Below are 24,251 nucleotides of genomic sequence, written 5' to 3' on the forward strand. Positions count from 1 at the left end.
AATTTTAGGACTTATAGATAACTACATATTAAAGCAGTATACTAAAAGTACCTAAATTAAAAATATTTTTTATTATAGATAATAGAAAAATATAACAAACACAATCTAGCTAGACTATTGGACTAGTTCTAATTCGCCATCTACTAATCGATAAATTTTATTCATGCGACTAGCTAATTTTTCGTCATGTGTAACAATTACAAAACTAGTACCAAAATCATCGCTAAGTTGTTGCATCAATGCAAATATGCTCTCTGATCTTTGACTATCTAGATTACCAGTAGGCTCATCTGCAAGAATACAATTTGGGTTTGTAACCAATGCTCTAGCAATAGCCACTCTCTGACGCTCACCTCCTGATAACTCGGCTGGTTTATGATGAGCACGATGCTCAAGACCAACTTTTGTGAGGATATCATTAGCAAGTTTTATCGACTCTTTTTTAACATACTTCTTAGTAATAGCTAATGGAATCATAACATTCTCAATAGCTGTAAACTCTGGCAATAAATGATGCAACTGATAGATAAATCCTAAATGCTTATTACGCATTTTTGCACGCTTATTGACAGACTGATTATCAAACCTCTCACCCATCAAATATACTTCACCTGCACTACATTTATCTAGTCCACCTAAGACATTTAATAAGGTAGTCTTGCCTGATCCAGATAACCCGAGGATAGCAACTTTTTCACCTTTTTTAATTTCAAGGTTTACACCTTTTAAGATAGCTATATCAGTTTTAAATTCGGTGTATTTTTTTGAAACATTTTTGCAACTTAAAACAACATCATTCATATCTTAAAGCCTCCACTGGCTGAACCTTAGAAGCACTCCAAGCAGGGTAAAGTGTCGCTAAGAAGCTTAAAAACATTGAAACTAAAGTAACTTTTAAAACATCTGACCACATTAACTGTGATGGGATATAATCTATAAGGTAAACACTTGCGCTTAAAAATTGCTTACCAGTAACATGCTGAATAAAGTTAACGATTTCTGTAGCATAAGTTGAAAGAAGTATACCTAGCAACACACCAATAACTGTACCTATCAAGCCAATAATAAAACCCTGATATATAAATATAGTTATAATTTGTCGCGATGACATCCCCATAGTTCTAAGGATAGCTATATCACTACGCTTATCAGTGACAACCATCACTAAAGATGATAATAAATTAAATACCGCAACAGTAATTATTAGCAATAGGATAAAGAACATCATTGTCTTTTCCATTTTTAAGGCATCAAAAAAAGATTTATTCTCATCTGTCCAATCCCGGGTGAAATAATAAGCAGGTATCGCACCATCATTGAGTTTATTTTTTATAAGTGGCGCATCATAGATATTTTTCACACCTAATTGAAGAGATGATATTGAATTACCAGTTTCAAAAACCTTTTGTGCATTTTTGAGATTAACCAAAGCATAATAAGCATCATATTGATAGCTTACCGAGAATATGCCAGATACTCTAAACTGCTTAATTCTTGGGATCATTCCTGCTGGTGTTAAGCTAATCTTTGGCACAATTAAAGTGACTTTATCACCAACTTTGACACCTAGGCTATTAGCCAAAGCACTACCTAAAATTATATTATAACCCTGATTGTCATCTAACGATGATAGCTTACCATCTACGATATGTTCAGCTATAGGTAGCACTTTGGTTTGGTACTTAGGCTCTATGCCCTGAATTTGTACAAATGCCGTAGTACTACCAGCAGTATTTGCACTAAGCAACCCTTGTGACTCTACTATTGGAGCAGCTGCTGTGACACTTGGAGTACTTTTCTCAACATCTTTAGCTAATGTTGGCCAGTCAGTAACCTCTCCACCTAATTGATAAACTTTTAAAGGTGGCACCATCATTAGAATTCTGTTTTTAATCTGCTGATCAAAACCATTCATAACTGACATCACTGTAATAAGTACAGCGACACCTAGAGAAATACCCAAAAATGATATTGCCGAAATAATAGATATAAACCGATTACGCTTTTTTGCACGAATATATCTTAATCCGATAAATAGTGGTAGGCTCTTAAACATTAAAATTCTTTTTTAGCAATAAAAATTACTCTATAGAATAACATATTAAACCATGAAAAAACATTTCAAAAAACATCGAAGCAAATCGTGATAACTTTTGTAATAATAACGGTTTTCGTACTATAGAGAAATTAATTAACTATTCTATTACTTGTGTGCCTTTAGGTAAATTGCCCTTTAACCATTCTTGAATGCTTCTTCACGTATGTTGAATTTATTTGATAGCTTTAAAAAGCTCATTCCTTCTAATTTGAGTTTTAATACCTTATTTATAAAATGTGTTGAGAATACGTCATAAAATAAATTAAGTATACTACTTTTTTATACATAGTTAGCTATATTGTTATAAGCTTAAGCAAATGAAAAATAATAATTCATAAAAAAATTCAAAGAGGTTTGATGATTACCTACTTTCACCTGGGCAGTGCCAGACTATCATTGGCGTGAGACCGTTTCACTTCTGAGTTCGGAATGGGATCAGGTGGTTCCAGACTGCTATCATCATCAATGCAAGCTATGATACTCTTCTTAATTTATATGTCAACTGTTAGTTTTAGTATTGCTACAAAAAAGCATATATATCTTCACCTATTTGATATTTTTCTAATAATAATGGAACCTCTTCACCACATTCCTGATAAGGTTTAAGCTCACCACTTTTAAACTTAGCTTGTAGCTCTACACTATCCATATACTCAGTATCAAAATCAATATAGACAGAGCCAAGCAGATGATTAAACTCATGCTGGAATATTACAGCAGCGATAGAATCAAGTTTACCAGTAATTACCTCACCATACTGATTATATGCTTGGTATTCAATCTCTTTATAAGTTGCTAGTTTGCCTCTTTTCTCACCTAATGCACTCAAACAACCATGCCAAAAACTAACTCTTTGCTTTGATGCTTTTGTAATCTTAGGATTTATAAATACTTGGTACGGCACACTTGCAAAATCTAGTGGGTAACTTAAATTAGAGCTATCAAACTCAATCATAAAAATTTGATAACCATAACCAATCTGATTAGCTGCAAGCCCAATACCATTACCCTGCATTTTTTGACGCATTTCCACAATGATATTTTGTATTTCAGCACTTTTTATGTCAGTTACAGGTTTACACTTTCGGTATAAGACTTCGTTATTTGGGTCATTATATTGTATGAATTGTGATTCCATTTATATACCTCCACTAAAATAAATCTTTTTAGCTATATTTATATTCCATTCAATAACTTCAATTCGGTCATCATATGGTTTAAATCCCACTCAAATTAACCGTACTGCCCTCGGCTATTAGTTTACTAATATCATTTACAAACTTATATATAGAGAATGGCTTTTGTAAATAATCAAACTTACCATCAACATCATCAAGAGAAATTGTTATCTCTAAGGTATTTTGTTTTTGAGTATTAGTTGAGGCTATATTTTCTTTAAGATTACTAAGGACTTTTTTGAGATTAGTTGGATTTATATTTTGACTTCTTAGCGTTAGCTCAACTTTACTAAATTTCTCATCAATATATTGTGATATTGGTTGGACCTTGTCTACACTTAGTTTATTACACTCTCGCTGTACATCACGACTAACTTTACCCTCAACGACAACGATATCATCAACTTGAATGTTATCCTTAACAGCCACAAAAACATCTTCACTAATCAAACAATCAGCCCTATCAAATTCATCATCGATATTGATAATATAGAGGACTTTTCCTGTTTTTGTTTTTCGGCGTATAGCTGGCGTTATCATACTTGCAATAATTCTTACAGAATTACCATCCATATTAGGCTGCTGAATCTTATCAAGATCACTAAAGCTAACATGATTGCGCCAATGGCTCTCCTCATCAATGATATGCCCACTAAAGTACATCCCTAAAGCTTTTTTCTCATTAATAAGTAGCTCTTTGAGATTCCACTCTTCTACTATACATTCTTTTTCAAGCTCTGTATCAGTATCGCTCTGTTGCTCTGTAAAACCAAATAAATCATCCTGTCCAGCAGCATTCATCTCATTAACATAACCTGCATTTTTGATAGCTTTTTCGATAGAATTAAATGCTGTAGCTCTATTTCTAGAGATATCTTTGATTGCACCAGCAAAACACAAAGCTTCAAGCGCTTTTTTATTGACTTTGCGTAAATCAACCCTACGACATAGATCAAATATTGAGCTAAACTCTCCACCTGATTGTCTTTCTGTAAGTATGCTCTTAATTGCTTCACTGCCAAGCCCTTTGATAGCACCTAAGCCAAGCAAAATTGTACCTTTTGAAATAGCTATACAATCATAGACACTTTTGTTAACATTTGGTGCTAAGACTGTAATGCCCATATTTTTACAATCTAGGATAAATTTAACGAGCTGATCAGTATTACCCATATCCCCTGACATCAAAGCGGCCATATATTCATCTGGATAATGTGCTTTTAGCCAAGCTGTTTGATACGCAATTAGCGCATATGCAGCAGCATGAGATTTGTTAAAACCATAACCAGCAAAAGCTTCCATTTGGTCAAATATCTCATCAGCAAGTTTGGCATCGATATTATGGTATTTAGCAGCACCTTCTTTGAAGATTTTACGCTGTTTCTCCATTTCTTCAGGTTTTTTCTTACCCATAGCACGACGTAATAAATCTGCGCCACCAAGAGTATAGCCAGCAAGTTTTTGTGCCATTTGCATAACCTGCTCTTGATATACTGGAATACCATAAGTCTCTTTTAGCACGTCCTCAAGTAGAGGATGTAAGTAGGCAATCTGTTTTTTACCATGCTTACGATCAATAAATGTTGGGATATTCTCCATTGGTCCAGGGCGATATAATGCCACCAAGGCGATAATCTCTTCAAAATTAGAAGTACCGAGGTCCTTGACAATCTGACGCATACCTTGTGATTCAAGCTGAAATATTCCCGTGGTATTGCCTGCTTGCAAAAGTTTAAATGTTTTTTGATCATTTAAAGGTATATCAGCAATATCTAAAGGTTTTCGATCAACTGATCTTTTAGCATTAATGCTTTTAACAGTGTTATTGATAATCGTTAAGTTTTTTAGCCCTAAAAAGTCAAATTTAACCAGACCGACATCTTCAACATCACCCTTATCAAACTGGGTGACAAGATCGCCACCTTTATCTTCGCAATATATCGGTGCAAAATCTGAAATTTTCGTTGGCGAAATTACAATACCTGCAGCATGCTTACCTAAACTACGCGGCAAGCCTTCTAATTTTTGTGCTTTTTCAATAACCTCAGCAACTTCTTCGTCGGCTTGCATTTCATCATATAATGGCTCACCCTCTTTTAGAATTTTCTTAAAGGTTGTACCAGGTGTTTCTGGAATAAGTTTAGCAATCCTATCACCAAAACCAAAACTTTGTCCCATTACCCGCACGACATCACGCACAACGCCTTTAGCAGCCATCGTACCATAGGTTATAATCTGCGCGACACTCTCTTTGCCGTATTTTTGCTCGACATACTTGATAACTCTATCTCTCCCTTGGATACAAAAATCTATATCAAAATCAGGCATTGATACCCTTTCAGGATTTAGAAATCTCTCAAAAAGTAGTCCATACGGTAATGGATCTATATCCGTAATTAACAAAGAATATGCTACTAATGAACCAGCACCAGAACCACGCCCTGGTCCTACTGGGATATCATTTTCTTTTGACCAACGGATAAAATCTTCAACAATTAGAAAGTATCCTGGAAAACCCATATCACAAATAATATCAATCTCTCTTTGTAGCCTATCTTTATAGACTTTTGTAATATGTTCATGTTTATCAGCTGAATTATTAGCTAATATTTTTTCTAAGCGCTTATATAAGCCTTGGTAGCATAGTTTTGAGAAGTACTCTTTTTCCGTCAAACCAAGTGGGATATCTACAGTTGGCAAACATGGATTGCCTAGCTCAAATGTGACATTACAGCGCTTTGCAATAGCTAGAGTATTATCAACCAAAACAGGTAATGCGCTAAATGTCTCATACATTTCTTCAGCTGATTTGAGGTATTGCTCCCTGGTAAATTTAGATTTACGCAACTCATCTAAGATTGTCGTTTTCTCATTGATACAAGCTCTAATTTCATGAATACCATAATCATCTGATTCCATAAATACAGTCAAGTTTGTCGCTACAGCTATGAGGTTATACTTATTTGCGTATTCCAGAGCTTTTTCATTATACAAGCCTTCGTTTTCGTACTCTAACTTATGAATCTCTATAACGTAATTATCAACACCAAATATCGCAATATTTTCATTAATAATCTCATCCGCCTTAGTATAATCTTTAGCTAAGATAGCTTTGCCTAACTCTCCTTGCTGACCACCATTTAAGCAAATAATATTTTCTAAATTTACCTCTTTAAGCCAAGCTTTAGGTATAAGAGGAATTGAGCCAAATCTATCTGCTTGTTGATATGCTCTAGAAATCAAATTAACAATATTTTTATAGCCGTAATTGTTTTCTGCTAGCAATACTAAATCAGCAATACCAACTTCAGTATCAATCTTTAGCTCAACCCCAAAAATAGGTTTAATCCCACTGGCTAATGCTTGTTTATAAAACTTAATTGCCGCAAACAAATTACATACATCAGTGAGAGCTATTGCAACAATATTTTTATCTTTTGCCCGTGCAAAAAGATCATCTAGACGCACTGTACTATCAACAACAGAAAATCCGGTATGAATCCTAAGGTGAGAAATCATTAAATTATATTTTATAATCATATTTAACTATAAATATTACTATAAAATAACCCAAGTTCGAAACTTATTTAGTAATTGACCTGTTCACCTAGGCTTTACTATTTTAAATTTAGCTCAAGGTCCAAAATTATATAAGCTAAGAGTTTAAAGGTGTTTTTAGGCTAAAAATAAACGGAAAAACCATTAAAAGCTGATAATAATAAACCAATTCACCTTATTAGTATTATTGAGCTGGTTTACATAAAGTTTACTAATTTCTATTGTATTGCAAATCTTTAACAAATTTTTCTAATTCATTTTTTTCGAAGTGTTGGGAAAGCTGTGCACTTGCTTGTTCAAAGCAGTTTTTTGAATATTCTAAAACAAATTTTTCGTCATCATTTTTAAGTTGCTTAGCAACGTGTGCTAGACTTTTTTGTAGACGTTTAGCCACTAAAATATTACTACTTCCATAACTTCTAATGTGCTCAAAACCACTTTTAATAAACTGTCCAATAGCAATTTCTTTTACATATAAATTCTTATAAATTACATTTTGGCTAGGTTGTGTTTCAAATAAACAATCTAGTATACCTGTAAGAGAATCAATAACTTTTATAACTGTACCAGGATCATTATTAAAAAACGCTTTAGCTGAGATTTCGCTAAGTATTGTAAGTCCAAAAAGGGGGTCGCCTGAGTAATCCCTTTCTTGAGAGAATATAAAATTCTTAACTACTTCATTAAAGTTTTCTTGAGAGAGAGGCTTAGATGAGCTTACATAAGCTACGACGTCGGAACTTATTAAATGCTCTCCATTACGTCTTATGATATATACTTTTGCGTTAATTTTTTCGCATAATGTATTTAAATTTTCTAAGGCGATATCAGTTAAAAAACTATATTTTCCTGCATAGATAGGAACACTTTTTAGCATTTTATTATCTGTAAACTTGTTGCAGCCCATGTATGGGTCTTTCGCATACTTCTTGATGTTTTCAAAAGCATATTTTTCAGACTTAGATAATGAGGTTCTTACTTGCCCAAGTTTGACAATATCATCTATCCAAATTATAAAAGTAGAAATTACTATAATAAACACTAAAATAGTAGTTATAAAAATAAAAAATATACCACTTTGATTAAATATTTCTGACTTAATACCAATAGTAGCAACTACTCCATAAATAAAAGCACCAATAAATTTAGAGTGAGCATTTTGTGAAGAACTATCCCTTAGCAATAAACTTAATATACGAGGAGTACCAGCATTACTAGCCGAATTATAAGCATCTACTATAGAGCCTACTGCAAAGACTATTATTGTAAGCATACTTGTGGTAATAATTGAGAGTAAGTCATTTACTGTTTCAAGTTTAATTTCATGCGGATAAAAAGAAATTTCATACCTTTGAAGTAGGTAGCAGCTATAAACACTTATTATTGCTAAAATACTATAAGTTATAGGTCGAAACCATAATTTGCCCCTAATTATAGACAACTGGTGTTTTAGTAAAAAAAATAATTTTGCCATTTAAATTCTACTCCTTAAAGGGTTTTTAAAAAATTTTTATGCTCAAAGTTAAATTACAGTTTTAAATACTTAATTTTATTTTTATAATATATTAACCTAGATAGCCGTATAAAAAAACCTGAAAACAGCAAAATCTATAAAATTTAGAACCATGGGGCTGTTGAAAGCTTACCCAATTTGTGTGTTTAAAGCTTAATTCTTTAACGCTGTGCATCTTAGGCCACTATTCTAAAGTTTTTCTTTATGTTTTATTAATATTTCTGATATTTGGATACACTTATCCTAGTTCAAGCACAAATTGAGTGGGTCAAGCACTACAAGTCGCTTAAGATTGAAGCAAATAGATTTCATCAGTTCAGCAAAGTGATTTTTTGAAACTCCTCTATATCTAACACGTTTATCCTGATGAGCAAACACTCTTTCATAAGGTGAGCGTATAGCACTAAGCCAACTGTCTTGATCATGATTTTTACCAAGCATATTATTCTTCTTTATGGCTTTAAGGTCACAACAGTTATTCCCTGGCAGTTTTGTTAGCATATTTTGTACAGTATCCCTTATCAGCATAAATCGCACCACCATCAGGGCAAACATATTTTATACCCTTTGCATCTGTAACGTTGGCAGGTGTCACAGCTACTTTATTAATCAGTCCACTCTGCATATCTACACTAGTATGTTTCTTATAACCATACCAAAATTTATCTTTACCTTTACAGCCTATACGTGCTTGCTTATCTATAGCTACTTTAGGAAGTATTTCATTATTTAACTTTTCATATTTCTCTTTGATAGCTTTATCTCTTTCTTTCCAAAGATTAGCTTTAGCTATTAAGTGACTAGCATCAACAAAACTAAAGACTTCATTGATAAATCCTTGTTGTTTTAATTGCTTTCTTAAATCATTAAAAATTTCCGATATAAAACGAGTACCTATATTCTTTCTAAATTTACAAAATACACTATGATCGGGAGTTTTTTCTAATAATGTAAATTCACAAAACCATTTTGCTGCGTTATTCTCTTGTAGATATTTCTCTAATTCTCTATCGCTAAGATCTTCCATAAATTGTAATAGTAAACATTTAAATAAACGTAGCATTCCATAACCTTTATAAGGGTTATCTTTTTCAAACTTCTTTAATTTCTTAGCAACATTTTTAAAATCCCAAATCGATACAAACTTACGATATATATGATTTCTCGGTACTAAGTCATTAAGACTTATCATCTCTAGTTGATTCATCAGATAAGCATATGAAAATTAATATAACTATATTTTAACAAATATTATTCTTATATATAGCTAGTTTTCAACACGCCCAACCATGTTACTAAATCAAGCTAAAATATTTTGATGGTAAAAGTAGCTTATGCTTATATAAGGCAAGTTAAATTGATAGGTTTATTGATAAGCATAATATATGCTTAAATTACTTTAAAAAATTTTATAGGTTAAAATAATTAAATTTAAGAAAAAACCAACCTAACTCCAATTATAAACTTAATCCCATTGGTTAATACTTGTTTATAAATCTTTAATTGCCGCGAACAAATTACATACATCAGGAAGCTAAGAAAGTATTGTAGATATTCCTAATTTATGAATTTAACTACAAATATTACTATAAAATAAGTGATAAAACGATTGTTGAATTGATTTATTCCCCAGATGCTAATGCCATAATTATTTCTGATAAAAAGTATATACTTTTAAACTTTAACTTATAAGCTTTGATATAATAGCTATTGCATCTAACTGGCAAACTATAACTCTATAAAAATAATGACTACAAAAAAATTTTTCTTGTATATATTAATCTTTATTTTACTATTTAATTTAGTTATTTCACATGCTGATACTGTATCTAGTCCAGAGTTTAATACAAAATCTTTAGAAAAAGATACTAATGGTCTCTATAAACTCCCTAAAAATTACTATAATATTAATGATCTTGATGATATTAGTAACAAAACCTTCAAACCATCATTCTATATTGCTATCAATGGTGGGTGGGGCCAACAAACCAATATGTCTAAAGGTGGTGGAACTGTAGTTGCAAATCTTGGATATAGATTTAGTGAATCTTACGCTATAGAATTTGTTTATCAAAATTTCCTCGTTAGCCAATACAATACTACTCAAGTTAATAACTATTTTGCTGGAGCTGCAAAATACTATTATAAAATTAATGATTATATAACAGCATATGCTGCTGCTGGACTTGGTATTGGTCATACAAATATTAATGGTATAGCCAATCAACAAAATGCTCCAAATAACTATTTAGCGACAAATAATGCTTGGGGAGGTTTTGCAGTTTTCCCTGTAGGTGTGATGTTTCCGATTAAGTATATAGATAACCTTAGCCTTAAAGTAACCTATACATATAGTATTTCTTTTTCAGGCAACTCGCAAAATTTTGTCACATCAGGTTTACAGTATTCTTTTTAAAAAAATTTTAGATGTTATTTCCTAAAACTTTGCTTAACAGATATTTTATAATCTAAAAAATCACTAATCTGAATTTTTCTATCTTTAAATACAAAATTATTATAAACAATCATGTATACAAGCACCTTGCGAATGTAGTCTCTTGTCTCACCAAATGGTACATTCTCTATCCAAATTGCTGCTGGGGCTTCCTTTTCATTTAGCCACTTGGCAACATTACCTGGTCCGGCATTATATGCAGCTATACCTAGTACGATATTTTTATCAAAAAGCTTCTCTAAGAAATATAAATTTGCTGTACCTAACTTAATGTTATTCTCAGGAATAAATATCTGACTAGACATACCGTGAGATTTATCACCAATTAAAGATAATTTATATTTTTGGGCAATAAATTTTGCGGTTGGCTCTGTAACCTGCATCAGCCCCTTTGCTCCAGCAGAAGAGCCTGCCTCAATATTAAATAATGATTCTTTACGCATAATTGATAAAATTAGATCTTTATCAATAGCAAAATTTTGGGCATTTTGATTAACTGTGCTTATGAAAGCTTTCGGAAAGAGCATTTCAATATTATTATATCCACCGATAACAGACATATTAAATATAGCCGCATAATACATATGGTTATCTTCAGCTAAACGCGCAAGTTGTTTAATCTCATCAATTTGCTTATCTCTAAGCTTATTTCTGATTGCCCATTGCCAGATACTTGTTGAATCTTTGTATTGCCCAATCTGATATAAATCGATAGCCTGTATGGTAGCATCTTGTGCTAGTAGTTTTTTAGTTGCACTATTACTTAATTCTGCATTACCATCTTTGCCAAAATTATATGCTTTACCGAGTCTATCAGATGCTAGAAATGAATAGTAATCAAGTGGTTGCTGTGTTAGTTCTGTAAAGATTTTCTCAGCTTGTTGTTTCTCACCTAGCTTATCATAACTATATGCTAGCCAATATTTCCATGCTTGGTCTTGTTGTGATTTGTCAGGAAGTTGGCTATATGTTTTTATATAATCTGCAAAGTTGTTATTGTATAAATCAACTCTTAATAACCACTCCCACGCTATTGTATCAAGATATTTTTTATCTACTCTACTTAGCCACTGTTTTGCTTGTGGTGATTGTGACCTTGCAAAACTTACTGCTATTGCTGAGATACACTGTTGCTTTACTTTTGTACTTAGATATCTTTTATTTTTTAAGCTATCCCATACTTTTGCATAGCTTTCGGCATTTTTTCTTATCAAATCTCTAGAAATATCAATAAAGACTTTGTCAAAATAATTATAGTTATGAAAACTATTAATAAAACTGTCTAATTTAAGCGGATCTTTAGTAGCTTGTTTCCAAGCACTTATATAATTGAGATAATCTTTGTTATCTTTGACATAAGTATTTAATAACCATAGGCTATCATCAAACTTATTAGCAAAAGCAAGAGTATATGCTTTAGTTGTTAGATAAGCTCTTGGTTTATAATCAGAATTATCCCAATATTTTTGCATTGTATTACATGCAGCAGGCATATACACACGATTCTGCCAAAGTTGACCATACTCATTTAACGCTTTTGTTTTATCTCCTGATTCATATTGAGACTGCATTTCCCAACACTTACCAGATACACCCAAATCGCCTTTATAATACTTACCAAACAACTTCCAATCTTGTTTTTCGGCATAATATTGTGCTAAATCACCACTAAGGCGGTTTTGCCAATAACTATTATTGTCTTGTTTAAAATACTCATCTATTGTTGATTGCTGAAAAACATCAGGATCTGTACTTATTTCTTTATATTGTAAATATGGATAAATACTAGTATCTTTAAGCTTTGCCTTATAATAGTAATATGATTTATAGTCTTTTTTGCCCAATGCATCTATCGCTTTTTGAGAATATTGAATTTGTTGTGTCGTGAGACTATAGCCAATAGCACTAGATAAAATCAATAAACAACTTGATATAAACTTTTTATTAATCACAATAATTTGACTATTAGAAAATTATTTTACTAAAAATACTAACATTATTAACACTAAAAAACTAATCATTATCAAGCCTCAATCGTAATAACCATAATTTAAAATCAATATTCTAAAACTTTATAGACATTTATAAGCAAAAGTTAGTATATTTAGCTCAATTAAATTACAATAATACGATATGGCTACTAAAATTATTTTTTAAAACTGTGAAAAATAAGCTAAAACTAGTTTTTATATTTGCTTTTATATACTCGATCTTGTTGTTAATTTTCTATTACTCTCGTATTCAACATAATTATTCTTTTGCCATATCGACACCTAAAAATAATAGTATTGCAAACAAATTAGATGTTAAGTTTATAGCTAATCTAAAATATCTCAAATATAATCATGCTTCATCAATGACAACTATTGATAATAAACTCTTTATCACTTGGTACAGTGGCGATCAAGAAACTGCCCCTAACACTAACATAATGCTTGCAGTAGCTGAGAAAGTAGCTGGAAAGTGGCACTTCAATAAAATCAGATCAGTTATGGATCGCCAAAAGTTTCAATCTATATTTAAGAAACATATTCATCATTTAGGTAACCCAATTATATATTCTCAAGGAAAAAAATTGTGGTTAGTTTTCACCTCATCTAGTGGTGGTTGGACCACCTCATCTTTAAATATCATCTACTCAAATGATTTAGGTAAAACTTGGAGTCAGCCTAAGATGATAATCTCTTCTAATATACTAAATTTTAGCACACTGACAAGGGGATCAGCAATCGAACTAGATGATAATAGATTTGCAATTCCTGTATACAAAGAATTTAATAATCTCAATGGTAGATGGTTTGTCTTTAATAATGATGGTGAGCTTATATTTGTTTCAGAAATGACTAATGATGGTATAAATTTACAACCCACAGTAATTCCACTAACAAAAACACATGCTTTAGCTCTATATAGACAAATGTATAGCTCTATAAAAAGAATATATACAAACGAAACAGCTGATAGTGGTATATCATGGTCAAAAGTAAAACCAACACAACTTGATAATCCTGATTCTGGTATTGCTGCAATAAAAATACAAAATGGTATCCTCTTAGCCTACAATAATTCTACCAATAGCCGTTCAGATCTTAGTTTAGCCTTCAAAGCAGATAATTCTCAACAATGGCAAAATATCTATACATTCCCAAATAAATCTAAAGGAGAGTTCTCATATCCTGCATTTACTTTGTATAAAGATAATATTATTTTGGCTTTTTCTGATAAAGCTAAAGGTACGATAAGAGTTGTTGAGATTAAAGGAGAAAATTCTAATGCTTAATTATTATAACCTTTTGGCAGCAAATCTTTTTATAATATATGTTTTTCTGAGAATATTCGCTGCCTTACCTAAAAGATTATTACTAGTAATAATAGCGATTCTATTAAGCTTTAACTTTATAAATATAACTTCTGATAACCAGACTATATTTTATTTTGTTATTGGATTTATAAATTATTTTAGCTTTTCTTCATTTATCCTACTAATATTTATTATATTAACTACATTTATAAATAAAAGAACTACTATTTTCCCATATACCAGTACAGCATTCATGTTAATGCTTATTATATTGTATGGTTTATTCTTTATGGTTTCGTATAAACTTTACGATATTGGCTTTAACGCATATTTAGTATTATTTTGGGTATTTGCTTATGGATTAATATTACTTTTGATTTCTAATAAATTTATATTATTTAATATTATTATTGTCATTGTCTCTACCGCGTTCTTTAGTGGTATTTTACAGGGCAATATATGGAATTATCTCTTAGACCCAGTTTTATTAGTATTATCTATTATTGAGTTATCTAGAGCTTTATTAATAACAGTTAAAAATAAACAAGTCAAAGATAAACTTATATATTACTAAGCATTTGCATTATAAAATTTGCTGATCTTTTAGCAGCTATCTTAGCAAATTCATCAAAATTTTCAGGCGCATCACCATCAGCAGTATCAGAAATACTCCTGAGGATTAGACTTGGTACACCCATCTCCTTACAGATAAGATTAACACTTGCACCTTCCATTTCTATAGCTTTTGCATCAAACTCTTTGATTACAAAATCTTTTCTCTCTGCACAATGGACAAATTGATCTCCTGTAGCAATAACACCAGTGTGTAGTTTAAGACCAAGCTCATTTGCAACATTTACAGCTTGTTCTAAAAGTCTAGTCGACGTTGCAATCTCAACTTCTGAAATAGGAACCTTACCATATGGGTAACCAAAAGCAGTAATATCTACATCATGTTGTACTGTAGCAGTTGCAGCAATCATATCACCTACTTTTAAATCTTGTAGCCCTCCGGCGACACCTGTAAATAACAATGCCTCAACACCAAAACGCTCAATCATTATCGTCGCTGTTAAACTAGAGAATACTTTACCAATTTTACTATAGGCTATAACAAGCTGCTTATTATTATAATTTGCTAGATAGTATTTGTTATTTGCATACTCTATAATCTCATAACCATCTAACTTCTCTAGGATTGGTTGAACCTCTATCTCCATTGCTCCTAATATTGCAATTTTTTTCATTATTTACTCTCTATAGTTTCTATATCAATTTTGGTTATTTTTCTAAAACCTTGAGGTAATAGCACACCACCACCAGATGACTTATCGCTATAATAAGTCTCAATATTTTTACTATCAATACGGATAAATCTCTTACCCGCATTTAGTGTTAACTCTTGATTTGCTGTAAATACCTCGATAAATTTAAGTTTATCTTTTTTATCTAATTTAATGATTGATTTACCTTTACCCTTTTTAAGTAATGCAAAACTAGCGAAATCACGCACAATCATCCTGCCTTGTGAACTTATAGCTAGCATCTTATGACCTTGATTAAATGGTATAAACTTAAAGACATCATCAGCATCAAAAATATTTTTTCCCGTTACTTTATTTGTAATAAGATCTTCAGCAGGTATTACAAAACCTTTGCCACCTTCACTAACAATTAAGAAATATTCAGCATCATTTACAAAAGCCATACTTATAATCTGATCTTTTTTATCCAGTGAGATATATGTAGTGATATGCTCACCATAACCTCTTGCAGATGGGAATTTATCTACATACATAGAGTAAGCCTTACCAAGCTTACTAAAAAATATCAGCTTAATATTACTACTACCTGAAGTTACCAAAAATGGCTTATCCTCAGGCTTATAACTTAAACCTGCTGGATCAATATTTTCACCTTTAGCACATCTAATCCAGCCAGCTTTTGATAAGATAATAGTCATCCTCTCACTTGGCATCAGATCCTTTTCTTCTAGAGCTTGGGCTTTTTCTGCAGCAATAATTTTTGAGCGTCTAGAATCACTAAAATCTGCTAATATTTGCTTAAATTCTTTCTTCATTAAGTTTCCAAACTTAACTTCGCTATTTAAATAACCCTCAAATAATTCTCTTTCCTTTTGTAATTCCTTTTGCTCTTTTTTAATCTCAATTTCTTCAATCTTTGCTAACTTACGTAATCTGATATTCAAAATTGCTTCAGCTTGGATTTCAGAAAGTGCAAATCTATTCTGTAACTCGCCACTTACATCATCATAGTTTCTAATGATATCGATCACTTCATCAATATTTAGAAATGCTATCAATAAACCTTCTAATATATGTAAACGCTCTAAAACCTTATCTAAGCTAGTCTGTAGTCTTCTTCGTAAGGTACGCTTACGATACTCTAGCCATTGATTAAGTATATCTAAAAGATTTTTCACTTGTGGTCGATTGTCTAAACCAATCATATTCATATTGACACGAAAGCTTTTCTCAAGATCTGTAGTTGCTAACAAATGTCCTATTATTTTCTTAATATTCTTCTTTGTCGTTGCCGAATATAAAACTATCTTAACAGGCTCTTTGTCATCAGATTCATCTTGGATATTTTTTATCCAAGTAATTTTTTGTTGCTTAAGTTGGTTGGCAATTTGCTCTATTACCGCTGCACTTGAAACCTGATGAGGCAATTTTGTAATCACAACATTACCATGATTATCATATTGATAAACTGCCTGCTGGCGTATCGATCCATTACCTGACTTATATACTTCGGCAATTTCTTCTTTGCTACTAATTATATTAGCACCGCCAGGGTAATCAGGAGCTTCAACAATCTCTAGAATTGCTTCGATAGTTGAATTAGGCTTAGATAGTAAATGTAAGCAAGCATTTATAATTTCTGTTATATTGTGTGGTGGAATATATGTCGACATTCCCACAGCAATACCCATAGCACCATTAAGTAAAATATTTGGCACCTGAGCCGGCAAAAGTTTAGGTTCATCCATCGTACCGTCGAAATTTTTGACCCAATCGACTGTACCTTTCTTTAATTCATCTAATAGTAATACCGCATATTTAGATAAGCGCGACTCGGTATAACGCATCGCTGCAAATGACTTTGGATCATCTATAGATCCCCAGTTACCCTGCCCATCAATGAAAGGATAACGATAGGAAAAGTCTTGCGCCATCAATACCATAGCTTCATAACAAGCGCTATCACCATGTGGATGGTATTTACCTAAGACATCACCAACTGTACGCGCTGACTTTTTATACTTAGATAAATGACTTAAACCAATTTCACTCATCGCATATATAATACGCCTTTGTACGGGCTTAAGACCATCAGAAATATGTGGTAAAGCTCTATCCAAGATCACATACATTGAATAATTCAGGTATGCTTGTTCGGAAAATTCAGCTACAGAACGAGTACTTTCTAAACTTGAGAATAAATCCATTTATTTACAGAAAATATTAAGTAACTTATTGCTAAATTATATATTAACAAAGCTCACTATACTAGATAACTAGCTACTAGCATTCAAAAACATCTACTAGGCTTAACTCTTCTGCCTTCTTAAGTAAGCAATAGTTTCTAACTCTTTTGAGAATACAAATTTATTTCTTTGTAAAAAATCTAAAGTTTTCAGAATATCCTTAAATCCAGAGAGAACCCAAGCTTGAATATTATAATCAAACACAGTTTTTGCTTTTAGGTATCTACTTACTCCTGCTCTGCACTCTTGAGTCAAAAAATCTGTTGCTGGAAACTTAATAACAATAACACCACTTTTATCATATGCAGCAACCTTAGAATACATCGTCAAGCTAGCTAATTGCTCTTTGATGCCTTTAAAATCTTCCCAAGCTAAGAGCATTTTCTCTGTTGTTTCTTTTTCTAAAAACTTTATAGATTTTGTATTATAACTTTGTTTTAAACTATACGCTTCTTCTTTGAGCTGATTATATTTTTCGAGTAATTCTTTATAGCGACGATCTAAACTAAGATTAGAAATTTCTAAGCTATCATTTTTATTAGAAAGCTCAACCTGCTTGTGTTTTAACTTAGTAGTGCCTTTAGATATTTGTTGTTGAATATATTGCATAATATTACTCCGTAAACTAAAAGCAATGTCATCTCTATCAACATCAAACTGATTTAGTGTAGTTCTTACAGTTTCAAGCAGTTCATCGCGTACAGGCTGTTTAAGCTCTAGTGTTTCTTGCTCTGCAATTGCTAAAGCTTGCTTTTTATCATCTTTATACAAACTAACCTTTTCTACTAAATCAATAATAGAGACACCCTCACCAATCAACTTTCTAACTTTATTGACGGTAATCTCTTCATTTTGTGCTCGTAAAAGATCACACTTTTGATTTACCAGCTTCTGAGCTACTTGTTTTGACATACTAGTTTTTTTCTTCTTCTCTTAGTGTTAGGACTTCATAACCATCTTTTGTAACTAAAATTGTATGCTCCCATTGCGCTGAGAGTGAGCGGTCTTTTGTAACAGCAGTCCAACCATCTTTTAGTACTGATACCGCTTTTTTACCGATATTTATCATTGGTTCGATTGTGAATATCATTCCTTCTTCAAACATTGCACCTGTACCAGCTTTACCATGATGCATAACATGAGGAGGCTCGTGAAAATTAGCACCAATTCCATGACCACAAAAAGCATCAACTATCGAATAACCAAACTTCTTTGCATGCTTTTCTATAGCTGCTCCGATATCTCCAAAATGATTACCAGGTTTGACAACATCTATACCTTTCCATAAGCATTCGTGAGTAACTTCAACTAGCTTTTTAGCCATAACTGATGACTCACCTATCATAAACATCTTACTTGTATCACCATGGTAGCCATCTTTTTTAACTGTGACATCAATATTTACTATATCGCCATTTTTAAGCTTTTTATCAGCTGGAATTCCATGACAAACAACATGATTTATTGAGGTACAAATAGATTTAGGAAAACCATGATAATTAAGCGGGGCTGGGTATGCATCTTGCTCTTTGACTATATATTCATGGCAGATTCTATCAAGCTCTGCTGTTGTTATTCCCTCTTTAACAACAGGAGTAATCATCTCTAAAACCTCTGCCGCTAACCTACCAGCAACGCGCATTTTTGCTATTTCTTGTGGAGTTTTTATTATTATTTGACTCATTCTGCAATCAGTATTTTTTAAGAAAATCTAGTCATATATTATAAACCATCAGTTAATGAATATATAGATGTTACAAAAGGATGTTAAAATTATTACAAGTCTAAAAATAAAACTAATCATCAATAGTATGCAAATAAAACAAGCACAACAAACTATCGCTGAACTTTTTAAAGATATAACCCACCCAAGGCTTGCTAGCTTTATTGCTTTATCAGAAGAGGTTGGCGAATTAGCAAATGAAATAATGCAAAAGGAAATCTACGAAGAAACCAATAATAATCAAAAAATCAAAGCCGAACTTACAGATGTATTTGTAAGTTTACTTGAACTAGCAAATGTCTATGACATAGATTTAGAGACTGAGTTTGCAGAAAAAATCCAAACTCTAAAACCTCGAGTACAACAATGGAATAAAGCTAAAGATTTACTCAAAGCTAAAAGAGCTAAGTTAGATTAAGTCTAAGGCTACTCAAAATAGCTATTAACAATTTTAGATTACTTTGAATATTTTGCAGTTATATATATCTTTTAGTAGTATTTTGTACTACAATTTAATTTTGTAAGGATAAAGAAAATTTCTACTTAATTTAAATTTTCGTTATTTAATTTCAGTTTTTGCTTAATCCCTTAAATTGTCATTTGATAATTCCATACACAATAACTAGCTTTTATAGCTAAAATTAAATAAACAAAAAATTAAAGAGAATAAAAATGAATAATAAATCACAAGGTACAGTAAAATTTTTTAATGATCAAAAAGGATTCGGTTTCATCACTCCTGAAAATGGTGGAAAAGATGTATTTGTACATATATCAAAATTAAATGGTGAGACTCTAGCTGAAGGTCAGCAAGTTACTTTTGAAACTCAAGAAGGTAGAAAAGGTCCTGAAGCTATCAATATTGAGGTACTATAATGCCAAGTATTAGAGTAGATGAGCGCAAACCATTTGATATAAGTTTAAGAAACTTCAAACGTGCTTGCGAAAAAGCTGGTATCAAGCAAGAGCTAAGAGATAGACAGCACTACGTAAAGCCAACAGAAAAAAGAAAGATAGCAAAACGCCAAGCTATCAAAAGAGCAAGAATTTCTCAGAGAAGAGCTTTTATTTAATCTAGATATTGCTATTTTGCCAATCTTTTTTAGTCAGTCTAAACACTAACTTTTGTTTAGCAACTTCTTTACTGTAAAGTTTAGCACCTAGCTTTGCTACTGCTTTTTGCGAGCGAAAGTTTTTATCCCAGACATCAAAAAAGACGTCATCAACAAATTCAAAAGCATAATCTAGCATTAGCTTTTTAACTTTTCTATTAATTTCTGTACCCCAGTACTTTTTAGCATAAAATGTATAGCCTATTTTTATTAATGATTGACTAGGAGTATATTCATAATATCTAGTTGAACCAACTAGTTGATTTTTGTAAAAGATAAGATAACAGTTTTGCAGATTGTTTAAACCAGCTTCAAAATACTTTTTGAAAACTTCTATCTCATATCGTTTCTTGTCATTATGTTGAGCCCATATTTCAGGATCTTTAGCTACGTCAAATAACTTACCAAAATCATTTTGAGTCATTATCTGAAGACTGACATCCTCATAACAGAAAGATTTATTAAATTCCATAAAACCACCTTAGTTTTGTTTAAACCAATTGCAGACTAGCGATAGCAGCTTCGAAAAAATAAATGATTAGAAAGTAAAACTGTTTAAGCTTTACTCAACAGTTACAGATTTAGCTAAGTTTCTCGGTTGATCAACATCTGTACCTTTGATTATAGCTACATGATATGACAACAATTGAAGTGGTATCGTAAATACTACAGGTGCGCTAAAATCATGTCCTGCATCTAATTCTAATACAATACTGTTATCAAAATTAACTCTTTCTTTAATAGTTTTAGCGACAAAAAGAATTAGCTTACCACCTCGAGCATGCACCTCTTGTAGATTAGATAAAGTTTTATCTAATAATTCATCATTTGGCACAACTGCAACTATTGGCATATTCTTATCAACTAGTGCCAGAGGACCGTGCTTTAACTCTCCTGATGGATACGCTTCAGCATGAATATAAGAAATCTCTTTAAGTTTTAATGCTCCTTCAATAGCTATAGGATAATATAACCCTCGCCCTAAAAAGATAGTATGCTCTTTATCAGAAAAGTACTCACTTATCTGATCTATTTCAGCATCTAGCTTTAAGGCGCCCATGACCAAAGCTCGAATATTTTTAAGTTCTTCAGTATATTTAGCTATCTGCTGGTCTGATAAAGTATTTTTGAGTTTAGCAATTACTAGTGTAAATATAGCTAATGCCACTAGCTGAGTTGTAAATGCTTTGGTTGAAGCTACGCCAATCTCAATACCAGCTTTTGTCATAAAAGCGATATCAGACTCTCTCACAAGCGAACTATTTGGCACATTACAAATACACATACTACCAACATAATTTTGCTTTTTGCTCTTTCTAAGCGACTCTAGAGTATCTGCTGTTTCACCAGATTGAGAAATACTCACAAACAAAGAACCATCAATTACAACATTATCTCTGTATCTGATCTCACTTGCTATTTCGACATTACATGGAATTTTTGTATATTTTTCGAGCCAATACTTTGCTGTCATCCCAGCATTATAGCTAGTTCCGCATGCAACAATACAAATGTGTTTAGTTTTCTCAAATAACTCTTTGGCTTTTTTATCAAAACTATCTAAACTAATTTCGCCATCAGCTAATGATGCTAAGATAGTATTTGAAACAGCTTCTGGCTGCTCATATATCTCTTTGAGCATATAATGTTTATAACCATCTTTAGAAGCGCTTGTTGATGTGTAATTATACTCTTCAACTTCAAGATTTTTTGCTACACCATTATTATCAAAAATTTCAACATCATCTTTAGAAATAATTGCAATATCACCTTCATCAAGATAAGAAAACTTATTTGTAACCGGCAGCAGCGATAACGCATCTGACGAAATAAAATTCTCATCGATGCCCAAGCCAATTACAAGTGGCGAGCCTGAGCGCACCGCAACAATTTTATCAGGGAATTTTTGCGAGATTATTGCTAGTGCATATGCCCCTTTAAGCAGAGCTATAACATGCTTGATATTCTCAACTATAGAAAGGTTATCTTGCCACTCTTTTTGCAACAGGTGTGCGATAACTTCAGTATCAGTATCTGATTTAAATTTATAATCATCATCAATAAGAGTCTTTTTAAGCTCAGCAAAATTTTCTATGACACCATTATGAACGATACAAAAGCTTTCAGAGGCATGAGGGTGAGAATTATTCTTAGACGGTTTACCATGAGTTGCCCATCTAGTATGAGCTATACCTATATCACCTTTAAAGTTAACTAAATTATGTACAGATTTCTCTAGCTCAACAACTTTACCAACTTCTTTACATATATCTATGTGATTTTTTTCATCAATTATTGCCAAACCTGCAGAATCATAACCTCTATACTCTAGCTTTTTTAAACCTTCAATTAAAATATTAGTAACATTTCTTGTAGAGTTAGCACCTACTATTCCACACATAATACAAACCTTATTTTTTTTATTTAAACTGTTTTCTTGACAGGTCTTTGCCAAGTATCAATATGACGCTGTCTTGCTCTTGAAATTGCAAGATTATCAGCAGGAACATCTTTTGCAATAGTTGATCCAGCACCAACAGTTGCACCTTGACCAATATTGACTGGAGCTATTAGTTGTGAATCAGATCCTATGAACGCATAATCACCTATAACTGTTTTATGCTTATTAACACCATCATAATTGCAGGTTATGACACCAGCACCTATGTTACAATTAGCACCAATTTCACTATCTCCAAGATAAGTTAAATGCGATGCCTTTGAACCTTTACCAACAACAGTTTTCTTAGCCTCAACGAAGTTACCGATAACTGCTCCTTCTTTAATATCACATTCAGGTCTAATACGTGCAAAAGGACCAACTATTGCACCTTCACGGATAATAGAACCATCTACCATACTATTAGATTTAATTCTAACATTATCCTCAATAATACAATTTTTAAGTATACAGTTAGCACCAACAACAACATTATTACCAAGTTTTACATTACCTTTAATTATTACATTAATATCTAGCCAGCAATCTTTACCAACATCAAGTTTACCACGCACATCAAATCTATTCGGATCAGCAATGCTCACACCCTTAGCCATAATCATTTCAGCAACATTTCTTTGCCAAACTCGCTCAAGACTAGCCAATTGTGCTCTATCATTTACACCTAAAATTTCAAACTCGTTAATCGGATGAGTTACATTTATCGAAACATGATCAGTTTTTGCAAAAGTAATTATATCAGTTAGATAATATTCCTTTTGGACATTATTTGCTTTTATCTGCGGTAACCATTTTTGTAATAAATTTTTATGAACACAATAAATTCCTGTATTAATTTCTTTTATCTGGCGCTGAATATCATTAGCATCTTTTTCTTCAACAATTTCTGTAACCGCACCAAACCTATCTCTAACAATTCTACCTAAACCTTGAGGATTTTCTACAAAGGCTGTCAATACACCAAGATCATCATCATTAGTAGTATCGACTAAGTTTTCTAAAACTTCGGGCGAAATTAAAGGCACATCACCATATAGAATTAAAACTTTCTGTTCTTTTAAGTAAGATAGAGTTTGTAAAACAGCATGGCCTGTACCAAGTTGCTGTTGTTGGCAAACAAATGTTATATTTCTTCCTTGTAATGCGTTTTCAACTTGCTCTTTTAGATGTCCTGTAACAACAACTATATTATCTGGGTTTAGTTTCTCAACAGAACTAACAACGTGCTCGATAAGAGGTTTTGCTGCTAGCGTTTGCAAAACTTTTGGTTTATTTGAGTTCATTCTTGAACCTTTGCCTGCAGCCAAAATAACAACCGATAACCCCATAATAAAAAACTCC

Annotated in this window: 21 protein-coding genes and 1 rRNA gene; 6 read left to right on the forward strand and 16 right to left on the reverse strand. The window is 32.1% G+C overall.

Annotation, left to right across the window (positions count from 1 at the left end; translation table 11 throughout):
- Positions 1-114: 114 nt before the first annotated feature.
- The 8 genes from lolD to CGC45_RS06585 form a co-directional block, all read right to left on the reverse strand.
- Complete coding sequence (lolD, locus tag CGC45_RS06555; RefSeq protein WP_071629527.1) at positions 115-801, reverse strand: lipoprotein-releasing ABC transporter ATP-binding protein LolD; 687 nt, start codon at positions 799-801, stop codon at positions 115-117.
- Complete coding sequence (locus CGC45_RS06560) at positions 794-2,056, reverse strand: lipoprotein-releasing ABC transporter permease subunit (protein WP_071629528.1); 1,263 nt, start codon at positions 2,054-2,056, stop codon at positions 794-796. Before CGC45_RS06560 ends, lolD begins: the two co-directional genes overlap by 8 nt.
- A gap of 394 nt (positions 2,057-2,450) precedes the next feature.
- Positions 2,451-2,565 (reverse strand): 5S ribosomal RNA (rrf, locus tag CGC45_RS06565).
- A 53-nt stretch (positions 2,566-2,618) separates the two neighbouring features.
- Positions 2,619-3,236, reverse strand: a complete 618-nt coding sequence (locus CGC45_RS06570; protein WP_071629529.1) for a peptide deformylase — start codon at positions 3,234-3,236, stop codon at positions 2,619-2,621.
- A 79-nt stretch (positions 3,237-3,315) separates the two neighbouring features.
- Complete coding sequence (dnaE, locus tag CGC45_RS06575; RefSeq protein ID WP_071629980.1) at positions 3,316-6,795, reverse strand: DNA polymerase III subunit alpha; 3,480 nt, start codon at positions 6,793-6,795, stop codon at positions 3,316-3,318.
- 250 nt (positions 6,796-7,045) lie between these two features.
- Entirely contained in the window at positions 7,046-8,308 is a 1,263-nt protein-coding gene (locus CGC45_RS06580; RefSeq protein ID WP_071629530.1) for a DUF2254 domain-containing protein, read from the reverse strand.
- Positions 8,309-8,590: 282 nt separating this feature from the next.
- Positions 8,591-8,848 (reverse strand): hypothetical protein, encoded by a 258-nt coding sequence (locus CGC45_RS09225; RefSeq protein ID WP_198150407.1) that lies wholly within the window; start codon positions 8,846-8,848, stop codon positions 8,591-8,593.
- A complete protein-coding gene (locus CGC45_RS06585) occupies positions 8,823-9,554 on the reverse strand; it encodes a transposase (protein ID WP_218937049.1) in 732 nt (243 codons plus the stop codon). Before CGC45_RS06585 ends, CGC45_RS09225 begins: the two co-directional genes overlap by 26 nt.
- A 540-nt stretch (positions 9,555-10,094) precedes the next feature.
- Between CGC45_RS06585 and CGC45_RS09370 the strand changes: the two genes are divergently transcribed.
- Positions 10,095-10,763, forward strand: a complete 669-nt coding sequence (locus CGC45_RS09370) for an outer membrane protein (protein WP_232310088.1) — start codon at positions 10,095-10,097, stop codon at positions 10,761-10,763.
- 14 nt (positions 10,764-10,777) lie between these two features.
- Here CGC45_RS09370 and CGC45_RS06595 read toward each other — a convergent pair whose 3' ends face one another.
- Entirely contained in the window at positions 10,778-12,754 is a 1,977-nt protein-coding gene (locus CGC45_RS06595; protein ID WP_084387449.1) for a lytic transglycosylase domain-containing protein, read from the reverse strand.
- 209 nt (positions 12,755-12,963) lie between these two features.
- Between CGC45_RS06595 and CGC45_RS06600 the strand changes: the two genes are divergently transcribed.
- Together CGC45_RS06600 and CGC45_RS06605 are read left to right on the forward strand one after the other, a co-directional pair.
- Positions 12,964-14,082, forward strand: a complete 1,119-nt coding sequence (locus CGC45_RS06600) for an exo-alpha-sialidase (protein ID WP_071629534.1) — start codon at positions 12,964-12,966, stop codon at positions 14,080-14,082.
- On the forward strand, positions 14,075-14,677 hold the full coding sequence (locus tag CGC45_RS06605) for a hypothetical protein (protein ID WP_071629535.1): 603 nt from the start codon (positions 14,075-14,077) through the stop codon (positions 14,675-14,677). Before CGC45_RS06600 ends, CGC45_RS06605 begins: the two co-directional genes overlap by 8 nt.
- Here the strand turns inward: CGC45_RS06605 and CGC45_RS06610 are convergent.
- The 4 genes from CGC45_RS06610 to map form a co-directional block, all read right to left on the reverse strand.
- Positions 14,664-15,350, reverse strand: coding sequence for a 5'-methylthioadenosine/adenosylhomocysteine nucleosidase (locus CGC45_RS06610; protein WP_071629536.1), 687 nt, complete (start codon positions 15,348-15,350; stop codon positions 14,664-14,666). The genes CGC45_RS06605 and CGC45_RS06610 overlap by 14 nt on opposite strands.
- Complete coding sequence (gene parC, locus CGC45_RS06615) at positions 15,350-17,575, reverse strand: DNA topoisomerase IV subunit A (protein WP_071629537.1); 2,226 nt, start codon at positions 17,573-17,575, stop codon at positions 15,350-15,352. Before parC ends, CGC45_RS06610 begins: the two co-directional genes overlap by 1 nt.
- Before the next feature lie 102 nt (positions 17,576-17,677).
- On the reverse strand, positions 17,678-18,526 hold the full coding sequence (locus tag CGC45_RS06620; RefSeq protein ID WP_071629538.1) for a hypothetical protein: 849 nt from the start codon (positions 18,524-18,526) through the stop codon (positions 17,678-17,680).
- A gap of 1 nt (position 18,527) precedes the next feature.
- A complete protein-coding gene (gene map / locus CGC45_RS06625; RefSeq protein ID WP_071629539.1) occupies positions 18,528-19,298 on the reverse strand; it encodes a type I methionyl aminopeptidase in 771 nt (256 codons plus the stop codon).
- Between the two features lie 127 nt (positions 19,299-19,425).
- Here map and CGC45_RS06630 point away from each other — a divergent pair, with 127 nt between their 5' ends.
- From CGC45_RS06630 to rpsU, 3 genes are all read left to right on the forward strand, one after another.
- Positions 19,426-19,755 (forward strand): MazG nucleotide pyrophosphohydrolase domain-containing protein, encoded by a 330-nt coding sequence (locus CGC45_RS06630; protein WP_071629982.1) that lies wholly within the window; start codon positions 19,426-19,428, stop codon positions 19,753-19,755.
- 254 nt (positions 19,756-20,009) lie between these two features.
- Positions 20,010-20,213: a cold-shock protein gene (locus CGC45_RS06635; protein WP_070083777.1), complete on the forward strand. Its 204-nt coding sequence runs from the start codon at positions 20,010-20,012 to the stop codon at positions 20,211-20,213.
- On the forward strand, positions 20,213-20,410 hold the full coding sequence (gene rpsU / locus CGC45_RS06640; RefSeq protein WP_071629540.1) for a 30S ribosomal protein S21: 198 nt from the start codon (positions 20,213-20,215) through the stop codon (positions 20,408-20,410). The genes CGC45_RS06635 and rpsU overlap by 1 nt, the downstream gene beginning before the upstream one ends.
- 1 nt (position 20,411) lies before the next feature.
- On the opposite strand, the gene CGC45_RS06645 is transcribed toward rpsU, so the two are convergent.
- The 3 genes from CGC45_RS06645 to glmU all read right to left on the reverse strand — a co-directional run bounded on the left by CGC45_RS06645 (position 20,412) and on the right by glmU (position 24,238).
- Positions 20,412-20,921: a GNAT family N-acetyltransferase gene (locus CGC45_RS06645; protein ID WP_071629541.1), complete on the reverse strand. Its 510-nt coding sequence runs from the start codon at positions 20,919-20,921 to the stop codon at positions 20,412-20,414.
- A 90-nt stretch (positions 20,922-21,011) separates the two neighbouring features.
- Positions 21,012-22,850, reverse strand: coding sequence for a glutamine--fructose-6-phosphate transaminase (isomerizing) (gene glmS, locus CGC45_RS06650; RefSeq protein WP_071629542.1), 1,839 nt, complete (start codon positions 22,848-22,850; stop codon positions 21,012-21,014).
- Positions 22,851-22,873: 23 nt separating this feature from the next.
- On the reverse strand, positions 22,874-24,238 hold the full coding sequence (gene glmU / locus CGC45_RS06655; RefSeq protein ID WP_071629543.1) for a bifunctional UDP-N-acetylglucosamine diphosphorylase/glucosamine-1-phosphate N-acetyltransferase GlmU: 1,365 nt from the start codon (positions 24,236-24,238) through the stop codon (positions 22,874-22,876).
- Positions 24,239-24,251: the final 13 nt, after the last annotated feature.

Source organism: Francisella opportunistica (genome assembly GCF_003347135.1).
GTDB classification, from domain to species: Bacteria; Pseudomonadota; Gammaproteobacteria; order Francisellales; family Francisellaceae; genus Francisella; species Francisella opportunistica.

Excerpts from the sequence above, each read along its gene's own strand:
- dnaE (WP_071629980.1), bottom strand. The coding sequence starts at position 6,795 with ATGATTTCTCACCTTAGGATTCATACCGGATTTTCTGTTGTTGATAGT.
- rpsU (WP_071629540.1), top strand. The coding sequence starts at position 20,213 with ATGCCAAGTATTAGAGTAGATGAGCGCAAACCATTTGATATAAGTTTA.
- CGC45_RS06620 (WP_071629538.1), bottom strand. The coding sequence starts at position 18,526 with ATGTCAAAACAAGTAGCTCAGAAGCTGGTAAATCAAAAGTGTGATCTT.
- CGC45_RS06635 (WP_070083777.1), top strand. The coding sequence starts at position 20,010 with ATGAATAATAAATCACAAGGTACAGTAAAATTTTTTAATGATCAAAAA.
- CGC45_RS06610 (WP_071629536.1), bottom strand. The coding sequence starts at position 15,350 with ATGAAAAAAATTGCAATATTAGGAGCAATGGAGATAGAGGTTCAACCA.
- CGC45_RS06630 (WP_071629982.1), top strand. The coding sequence starts at position 19,426 with ATGCAAATAAAACAAGCACAACAAACTATCGCTGAACTTTTTAAAGAT.
- CGC45_RS06570 (WP_071629529.1), bottom strand. The coding sequence starts at position 3,236 with ATGGAATCACAATTCATACAATATAATGACCCAAATAACGAAGTCTTA.
- CGC45_RS06585 (WP_218937049.1), bottom strand. The coding sequence starts at position 9,554 with ATGAATCAACTAGAGATGATAAGTCTTAATGACTTAGTACCGAGAAAT.
- CGC45_RS06560 (WP_071629528.1), bottom strand. The coding sequence starts at position 2,056 with ATGTTTAAGAGCCTACCACTATTTATCGGATTAAGATATATTCGTGCA.
- CGC45_RS09225 (WP_198150407.1), bottom strand. The coding sequence starts at position 8,848 with ATGCTAACAAAACTGCCAGGGAATAACTGTTGTGACCTTAAAGCCATA.
- glmS (WP_071629542.1), bottom strand. The coding sequence starts at position 22,850 with ATGTGTGGAATAGTAGGTGCTAACTCTACAAGAAATGTTACTAATATT.
- CGC45_RS06645 (WP_071629541.1), bottom strand. The coding sequence starts at position 20,921 with ATGGAATTTAATAAATCTTTCTGTTATGAGGATGTCAGTCTTCAGATA.
- CGC45_RS06605 (WP_071629535.1), top strand. The coding sequence starts at position 14,075 with ATGCTTAATTATTATAACCTTTTGGCAGCAAATCTTTTTATAATATAT.
- parC (WP_071629537.1), bottom strand. The coding sequence starts at position 17,575 with ATGGATTTATTCTCAAGTTTAGAAAGTACTCGTTCTGTAGCTGAATTT.
- map (WP_071629539.1), bottom strand. The coding sequence starts at position 19,298 with ATGAGTCAAATAATAATAAAAACTCCACAAGAAATAGCAAAAATGCGC.
- CGC45_RS09370 (WP_232310088.1), top strand. The coding sequence starts at position 10,095 with ATGACTACAAAAAAATTTTTCTTGTATATATTAATCTTTATTTTACTA.
- CGC45_RS06580 (WP_071629530.1), bottom strand. The coding sequence starts at position 8,308 with ATGGCAAAATTATTTTTTTTACTAAAACACCAGTTGTCTATAATTAGG.
- lolD (WP_071629527.1), bottom strand. The coding sequence starts at position 801 with ATGAATGATGTTGTTTTAAGTTGCAAAAATGTTTCAAAAAAATACACC.
- glmU (WP_071629543.1), bottom strand. The coding sequence starts at position 24,238 with ATGGGGTTATCGGTTGTTATTTTGGCTGCAGGCAAAGGTTCAAGAATG.